Below are 6,278 nucleotides of genomic sequence, written 5' to 3'. Positions count from 1 at the left end.
CCTTAGTGGTAATAACACTCTAATTGTTCTTATTAAAGTAACAGGTAGCGATAGTCCAAGATGAAGGATTATCGCTTATTTTTGTTGAAGTTATTATGCCAATGATGCAGTTTACTTTAACATATGTGTTCTTAGTAGCAGGGATTATTTTTATAGTTACCATTTAATGATAGGGAGGAATGAAAATTGAACATTATTAAGGAAATATTAAATGGCTATTTTATCGCTTGGAATGAAGGATTTATTAGCAAGAATGGTGATGGAATTAGAGCATATATGTCAAAGAGCTTTGTAGGATGTTGGGCTCATTCATATATAGATAAACCTGAACTGTATTATTATGACTATGAACTCAATAGTGTATTGAGACGAATGGACAATGCTGAAAAAAGTTTTGAAGTTGCTTCAATCACTGAACGTAAAAATGGAGAAGAATATTTAATTTTAGGAAGAGAGACTAACTTAATAAATGGTAAACCTTTTAATGCTCAATGCATGTTTGTATGGAGAAAAGAAGATAATGTGTGGAAATTATTGAGAGAATATATTGAGTTGGAAAGGTAGATTCTTCTTTCACTAACGGGTGCATTACTCCAACAAGGGTAAAGCTCTTTTCTTGTTCAACTAAAGGTGCAGTTTAGTGGAAGAAGGAACTTCGCTGAATAGATAGAATTTATTAGTTAAACCGTTTTTAATAGTTAAGAAAAAAATATAGATAATAAATTCCAAATAGAGGGGGAATTATATGCCTAAAATTGACAATATATTAGCAATTCTATGGATGCTTCGTTCAGGTAAAAAAATTACTGCAAAACAAATTTCAGAAAAGTTAGAGATGAATATAAGGACTGTGTATCGTTATATTGATACACTTTCAACAAGTGGCGTACCTATAATTTCAGAACCAGGACATAACGGTGGATACACTTTATTGAACAATTTTATTGAAGCTCCACTATTCTTTGATTTTGAGGAGCAAACCTCACTATTTCACGCTGCTGTTTTTGCAGAAGAAGCCGGATATTATGGAGGTGAAGCACTAAATAGGGCTATTTCAAAGCTAAGAAAATATTCAAATCAAGAGCAGGAAACAAAGATAAACCAACATTTAACCAGTCTTGAAGTAATAAGTCGATTAAGTTCCCTTTCTATGGAACCTTTCTTGAAGGTGTTGGAGCAGGCCGTAGCTGACGGATACTCTGTAAAAATTCTATACCATAAAAGTGGCGAAGAGCAATCGAATTATAGATTGGTTCATCCGTACAGAATTATTTATTGGAATAATAAGTGGTATGTGATTGGATATTGTCATCTAAGGAATGATATCCGCAGTTTTAGAGTAGATCGTATTGAAAGTCTAATTCTGACCGAAAATAAGTTTATCCAGTCAGAAGATTTTTCAGCACGTGACTTTTTTATAAAAAACCTCCTTCCTACTATAGATAAGGAAGGGATTAGTTCGTTGGTTATTGATGGAGATAAAGGGGCGTTGGGTGATATTTGCCAACATTGGTTTTTAGGGCATTATTTACAAGAACGGACTTCAAATCAAGCAGTATTTCTTCTTGAAAAAGAAATGATACATACATATGTACCTTATTTACTTTTACCGTACGGCAAATCTATTCAAGTTATTGAGCCGATAAGTCTTAAGAAAAGACTTATTGAAGTTCTGTCGGAATTAATAAAATTTCATCAAGTATGATAACTTCCCTGACGTTAGCTGTCAGGGAAGTTATTTTATAATAGGCTATATAAATTATGATTGGAGTGTTATTTGATGCAAACAGAAAAAGTTTATCTTTATGTATTTAATACGATGTCAGACTGGGAATATGGATATTTAATTGCTGAACTAAACTCAGGAAGATATTTCAAAAGGGATTTAGCACCTTTAAAAGTAGTTACTGTGGGAGTTAATAAAGAAATTATTACTACGATGGGAGGACTGAGCTTAAAACCAGATATTTCCTTTGATGAATGTACTCTTGAGAGTAAAGATCTTTTAATTTTGCCAGGAGGGAATACCTGGGGAGAAGTTATTCATCAACCAATATTGGAAAAAATCGGTGAATTTTTAAAGCTCGGTACTATTGTTGCTGCAATTTGTGGTGCAACTGATGCCCTTGCGAATATGGGATACTTAGATACTAGAAAGCATACAAGTAATAATTTAGAATTCACTAAAATGGTATGTCCTAACTATAAAGGAGAAAAGTTCTATGAGGTGGGATCTGTGGTATCTGATGCGAATTTAGTTACTGCATCAGGAATAGCTCCTTTGGAATTTGCGATGGAAGTACTGAAAAAATTAGATGTATTTGCACTAGATACATTACATTCATGGTATAACCTAAATAAGACTCATAAACCTGAATACTTCTTCCAGTTAATGAATTCATTAAACGGATAAGCTGAAAAATAACTTAGCTCTTTTATATGTTCATGCCAATTTCCTTCTTCAACTAACGGGTAGCAAGAGTTGAAGATCCAGTCGCCTTATTTTGGCGGCTTTCTTCTTGTGCTAACGAGCGGGATAGTTTAGGAAGAAGTTAAATATGAGAGAAGAAGGTTTGCTTGATTACTTTAATAGGTTTTGTTAAATATGATTGTTGTTTTTTAGGTATAAAATATGTGAACGTCCAAATCGGACGTTCCCGTTCTTATTCCTTTAAAGCCCACTATAATGGAATAACTGTAAAGCTAATAAATCTTTTTAAAAACTGCGTTTTGCTGCCCAAGCTCCTTGCATTTTACTAAGGAATACAATTTGGCCAATATGATAGGCGTCGTGCATTGCTAAACTCTTCAGTTCAATCATTAATGGATTGTCTTCAGGGATTTCTCTATACAAATCTTCTAGTTCTGATGTTGATAGTATTTTTTCTAGTTCGCGATGAACATAAAAGTATTCTTGTTTTGTTTTCTGCCAATTTTGAGACGTCTCAGTTGGTAATCGATATGTAGCGTCATTATTTTCTGCCTTTGGTTCATTTGTTGTTTCACCAAGAAATCGTAACAGAATTCTTTTTTCAAAGAAAAGCAAATGACAAACTAATTCCCAAATGGAATGTGCCCCCTCAACTGGTTTCCAAATTGCCTGTTCAAAAGTGATATCCTCTAGCACTTTTTCAAGTGGTGGAAACCAGTCTTCTTGATCTAAGCAACTTGCCCATTGCTGTAACAAAAGTGTCCTTACATCCATTTTCTATTCCCTCCAATTTAATCCCTTTAATAGATAATTCCTTGGTCAATATTCATTTGCGGCGTATTGTATATAGCTATTAAACTGCCCTTTAATGGAACAATGAACGTTCCGTTATTCGGAAAATTCTAATAACAATTTATCATATGTTGTGTTAAATGTAAAAGAACAGCTGTCTTAAGATTGGGATGGCTGCGGCGATCCTTTTTTATTGCACTAACGGTGCAGATTACTTTAGTAAAGGCACTAACAAAAGCAATGAAGAAAGTGTAACTTTCTGAAATTAAATTCGTATAGAAAAGTAAGTTGAATAAATTTAGGAGCTGTAATATGAAAAAAGTGTTACTGGTTTTATTGGGGATAATTATTTTATCAGTTCTAATATTTGTAGGGCTGTTTCTTAAATACAACTGACAAGCGATAGCGTATTATGAAAATTGATACTTCCCTAACGATATGCTTTAGTAAGACAAGGTATTGTTAAGGCAGCATCTTTTTTTATTGAAGTAACGGGGCAGGTTAGTTGAAGAAAAAATTTTTAACTTGTTCCACAATCGAGACATTTAATTGAATAAGATTACATAAAAAGTCGATTTCCCAACGTAAAGGAAATCGACTTTTTTCTAAAAATCAAATATCAAGATTATTTTCTGAATACTATTTTTCTTTATAATTTTCCTTTTTATTAATTGAATTCAATACAAAACAAACTATGGCTGTAATAGCTAGAGGAAGAAAAGCCATATAAACCTCTGACAAAGCATCTCTCTTAGCGTAAAGTACTAATACAAAACTGGAAACAATAACATATGTTATTACTATAATGATATTAATTACAAATCTATGTTTATTTTTCATAGATGTTCTCCTCTACTTCCATAGCGCTATTAAGATTTAATACTTTCATTATAATTTATAAAGTGATGCAAGGTAAGGTAAAAAACGGATTGCTGTTTAATTTAATTTATTAAATATGAGCTTTTTGTTTATTCCAGAAACGGGCGCGATTGTGGAATAAGCGTCTTTTTCTTATTTAACTAACGGGTGCGATAATTCAAGAATGACTATCGCTAATTTTTGTTGAAGTTATTCAACTATAGAACAGTTTAGTGGAACTGGATGATGCAGGATTTTTATTTAATAGGTAAACACCTATTTTGAGAGAAGATAAGCTCATTCATTAAATTAAGGCATAACATGAAATTAGTTAAAATCCCATCTCGAAAGTAGGTGAAAATATGTTTGGAGATATAAGAAACTGGTATGGAATGGGATATAGTCCATATATTATGGGATCTGGATATCATCCTTATGTAATGAGTAGCTATCATTATCCACATCATCATCATCATCATCCACATCATCATTATCATCATCCACATCATGACAATGTTACCCAGTCACAAGCTGTATTGATTAGTATGCCACACATGATGCCACACATGATGCCACACGTGATGCATGGCATGAATTAACACCTCTTATAAAAGGAAACCAAGACCTCCTCTTCGGAGGTCTTTACTCTGTTTCAAGCTCCTGACAATTAAGATATAAAAACGCACCTGAACTAGTATATTATATAAGTGAGGAAAACGGGGGCGATAGTCTAAGAATGATTATCGCTTATTTTTGTTGAAGTTATTCAGCTAACGATGCAGGTTTGTTGAAGAAGGATATTTCTTTTAGTTCTAGAATAAAGATGATAAAGACCTTTAAATTTTTTAAAGTGGTGAGATAAATGGAACAGAAAATTACTTTCTCTTTAGATAATAAAATGGAAAAAAGTGTAATCGACAAACTACGGAGCGAGGGTTGTATTTTTCCTGAAGAAGAAACACAGTTACTTATCTCAGAGGCTGGCAGTATAGAGGATTTAATGAAAATGGTTGAAATACGAGCTAGTGGTTTACCACTTGAATACGTACTCGGATTTACAAAGTTTTGTGGGCTACGGATAGAAGTAGAACGGGGAGTTTTTGTCCCACGTCAACGTACGGAGTTTCTGGTTCAACATGCAGAAGCATTGACCCGCATTTGTGATATTGTTGTTGATTTATGTTGCGGGTCTGGTGCTGTTGGTGCTGCAATAGCAACCGACTTGAAAAAGATTTTATTACATTCCGTTGACATTGATCCCGTCGCTGTACAATGTGCTTCACGCAACATAACTAATGTTGATGGTTACGTTTATGAAGGTGACTTGTATGATGCATTGCCCCATTCATTGAGAGGTCGTGTAAACATAATAGTTGCCAATGTACCTTACGTTCCAACTGATGCAATAAAGCTGCTTCCCCAGGAGGCATGCTTATATGAACCAAAACTGGCACTTGACGGAGGAAAGGACGGACTAGACCTTCTGCGTATAGTAGCGGAACAGGCACCTCAATGGCTTGCTTCTGGAGGACATCTATTGGTAGAGACGAGCGAAATGCAGGCGGCTCAAACCTTTAAAGTCTTTATCAATGCTGGACTAACTACCAAAATAGCCAGAGATGAAGCATTGGATGCAACAGTTGTTATTGGAACAAATATTGGAAAAGAGTAACTACAAAATAAGTTCCTTATTCAACTAACGGGTGCGATAGTTGAAGATTAGAGCTGTCACGAGGGCAACTTTTTCTTGTTGTACTATCGGTGCAGGATAGTTGAAGAAGACTAAAAAAAGTCCAACAATTATGTTGAACTCATTATCTTTGTTAAAAATTTTGAAATTGAATGTACTCTAAAATATTTCCGAAGGGGTCTCTAAAACTAATATATTTTCCTGGAGGACAATTAGTTGGTTCATCTACAATAAAATTAACTTCTTTTTCTTTTAAGAAATTAACTTTTTCATAAATATCTTCAGTTTGCAATCCTAAAACAACTCCTGAAACATTGTGATTAGAGGTTGCAATATCGTTTTCCTCTAAAACAAGTGGTAACTCTCCGTTTACAAGTGATGCAATCTTAGGACCATACTGTTTGTTTAATTCAAAACCTAAAGTATTAGTATAAAAGTCAATTGCTTCGTTTAAATTTGGCACGTAAATGCTAATAACACAAACTTGATTCTTCATATTATCACTCC

At 33.8% G+C, this 6,278-nt stretch carries 8 protein-coding genes; 5 read left to right on the top strand and 3 right to left on the bottom strand.

Translation table 11 applies throughout. The annotated features are described in order from the left end of the window. Window positions 1–186: 186 nt before the first annotated feature. From V7147_RS09975 to V7147_RS09965, 3 genes are all read left to right on the top strand, one after another. On the top strand, window positions 187–564 hold the full coding sequence (locus tag V7147_RS09975) for a DUF4440 domain-containing protein (RefSeq protein ID WP_335367703.1): 378 nt from the start codon (window positions 187–189) through the stop codon (window positions 562–564). Window positions 565–745: 181 nt separating this feature from the next. Continuing rightward, on the top strand, window positions 746–1,705 hold the full coding sequence (locus V7147_RS09970; protein WP_335367702.1) for a helix-turn-helix transcriptional regulator: 960 nt from the start codon (window positions 746–748) through the stop codon (window positions 1,703–1,705). Between the two features lie 75 nt (window positions 1,706–1,780). Continuing rightward, entirely contained in the window at window positions 1,781–2,413 is a 633-nt protein-coding gene (locus tag V7147_RS09965) for a type 1 glutamine amidotransferase family protein (protein WP_335367701.1), read from the top strand. A 303-nt stretch (window positions 2,414–2,716) separates the two neighbouring features. Here V7147_RS09965 and V7147_RS09960 read toward each other — a convergent pair whose 3' ends face one another. Further along, a complete protein-coding gene (locus V7147_RS09960) occupies window positions 2,717–3,205 on the bottom strand; it encodes a DinB family protein (RefSeq protein ID WP_335367700.1) in 489 nt (162 codons plus the stop codon). A 657-nt stretch (window positions 3,206–3,862) separates the two neighbouring features. Further along, entirely contained in the window at window positions 3,863–4,063 is a 201-nt protein-coding gene (locus tag V7147_RS09955) for a hypothetical protein (protein WP_335367699.1), read from the bottom strand. Window positions 4,064–4,443: 380 nt separating this feature from the next. On the opposite strand from V7147_RS09955, the gene V7147_RS09950 reads away from it, so the two are divergent. After that, window positions 4,444–4,680, top strand: a complete 237-nt coding sequence (locus V7147_RS09950; protein ID WP_335367698.1) for a hypothetical protein — start codon at window positions 4,444–4,446, stop codon at window positions 4,678–4,680. 299 nt (window positions 4,681–4,979) lie between these two features. Then, window positions 4,980–5,753 (top strand): putative protein N(5)-glutamine methyltransferase, encoded by a 774-nt coding sequence (locus V7147_RS09945; protein ID WP_335367704.1) that lies wholly within the window; start codon window positions 4,980–4,982, stop codon window positions 5,751–5,753. 151 nt (window positions 5,754–5,904) lie between these two features. Here V7147_RS09945 and V7147_RS09940 read toward each other — a convergent pair. Next, a partial coding sequence (locus V7147_RS09940; RefSeq protein WP_335367697.1) for a VOC family protein occupies window positions 5,905–6,278 on the bottom strand: 374 nt, incomplete at its 5' end.

This window comes from Bacillus sp. JJ1521 (assembly GCF_036965165.1).
Lineage (GTDB): Bacteria > Bacillota > Bacilli > Bacillales > Bacillaceae_L > Ferdinandcohnia.
The sequence above is the reverse complement of the archived record's forward strand: the minus strand, read 5'-3'. Positions and strand labels throughout refer to the sequence as shown.

Coding starts and splice junctions, on each gene's coding strand:
- V7147_RS09970 (WP_335367702.1), top strand. CDS start 746: ATGCCTAAAATTGACAATATATTAGCAATTCTATGGATGCTTCGTTCA.
- V7147_RS09965 (WP_335367701.1), top strand. CDS start 1,781: ATGCAAACAGAAAAAGTTTATCTTTATGTATTTAATACGATGTCAGAC.
- V7147_RS09960 (WP_335367700.1), bottom strand. CDS start 3,205: ATGGATGTAAGGACACTTTTGTTACAGCAATGGGCAAGTTGCTTAGAT.
- V7147_RS09955 (WP_335367699.1), bottom strand. CDS start 4,063: ATGAAAAATAAACATAGATTTGTAATTAATATCATTATAGTAATAACA.
- V7147_RS09950 (WP_335367698.1), top strand. CDS start 4,444: ATGTTTGGAGATATAAGAAACTGGTATGGAATGGGATATAGTCCATAT.
- V7147_RS09945 (WP_335367704.1), top strand. CDS start 4,980: ATGGAAAAAAGTGTAATCGACAAACTACGGAGCGAGGGTTGTATTTTT.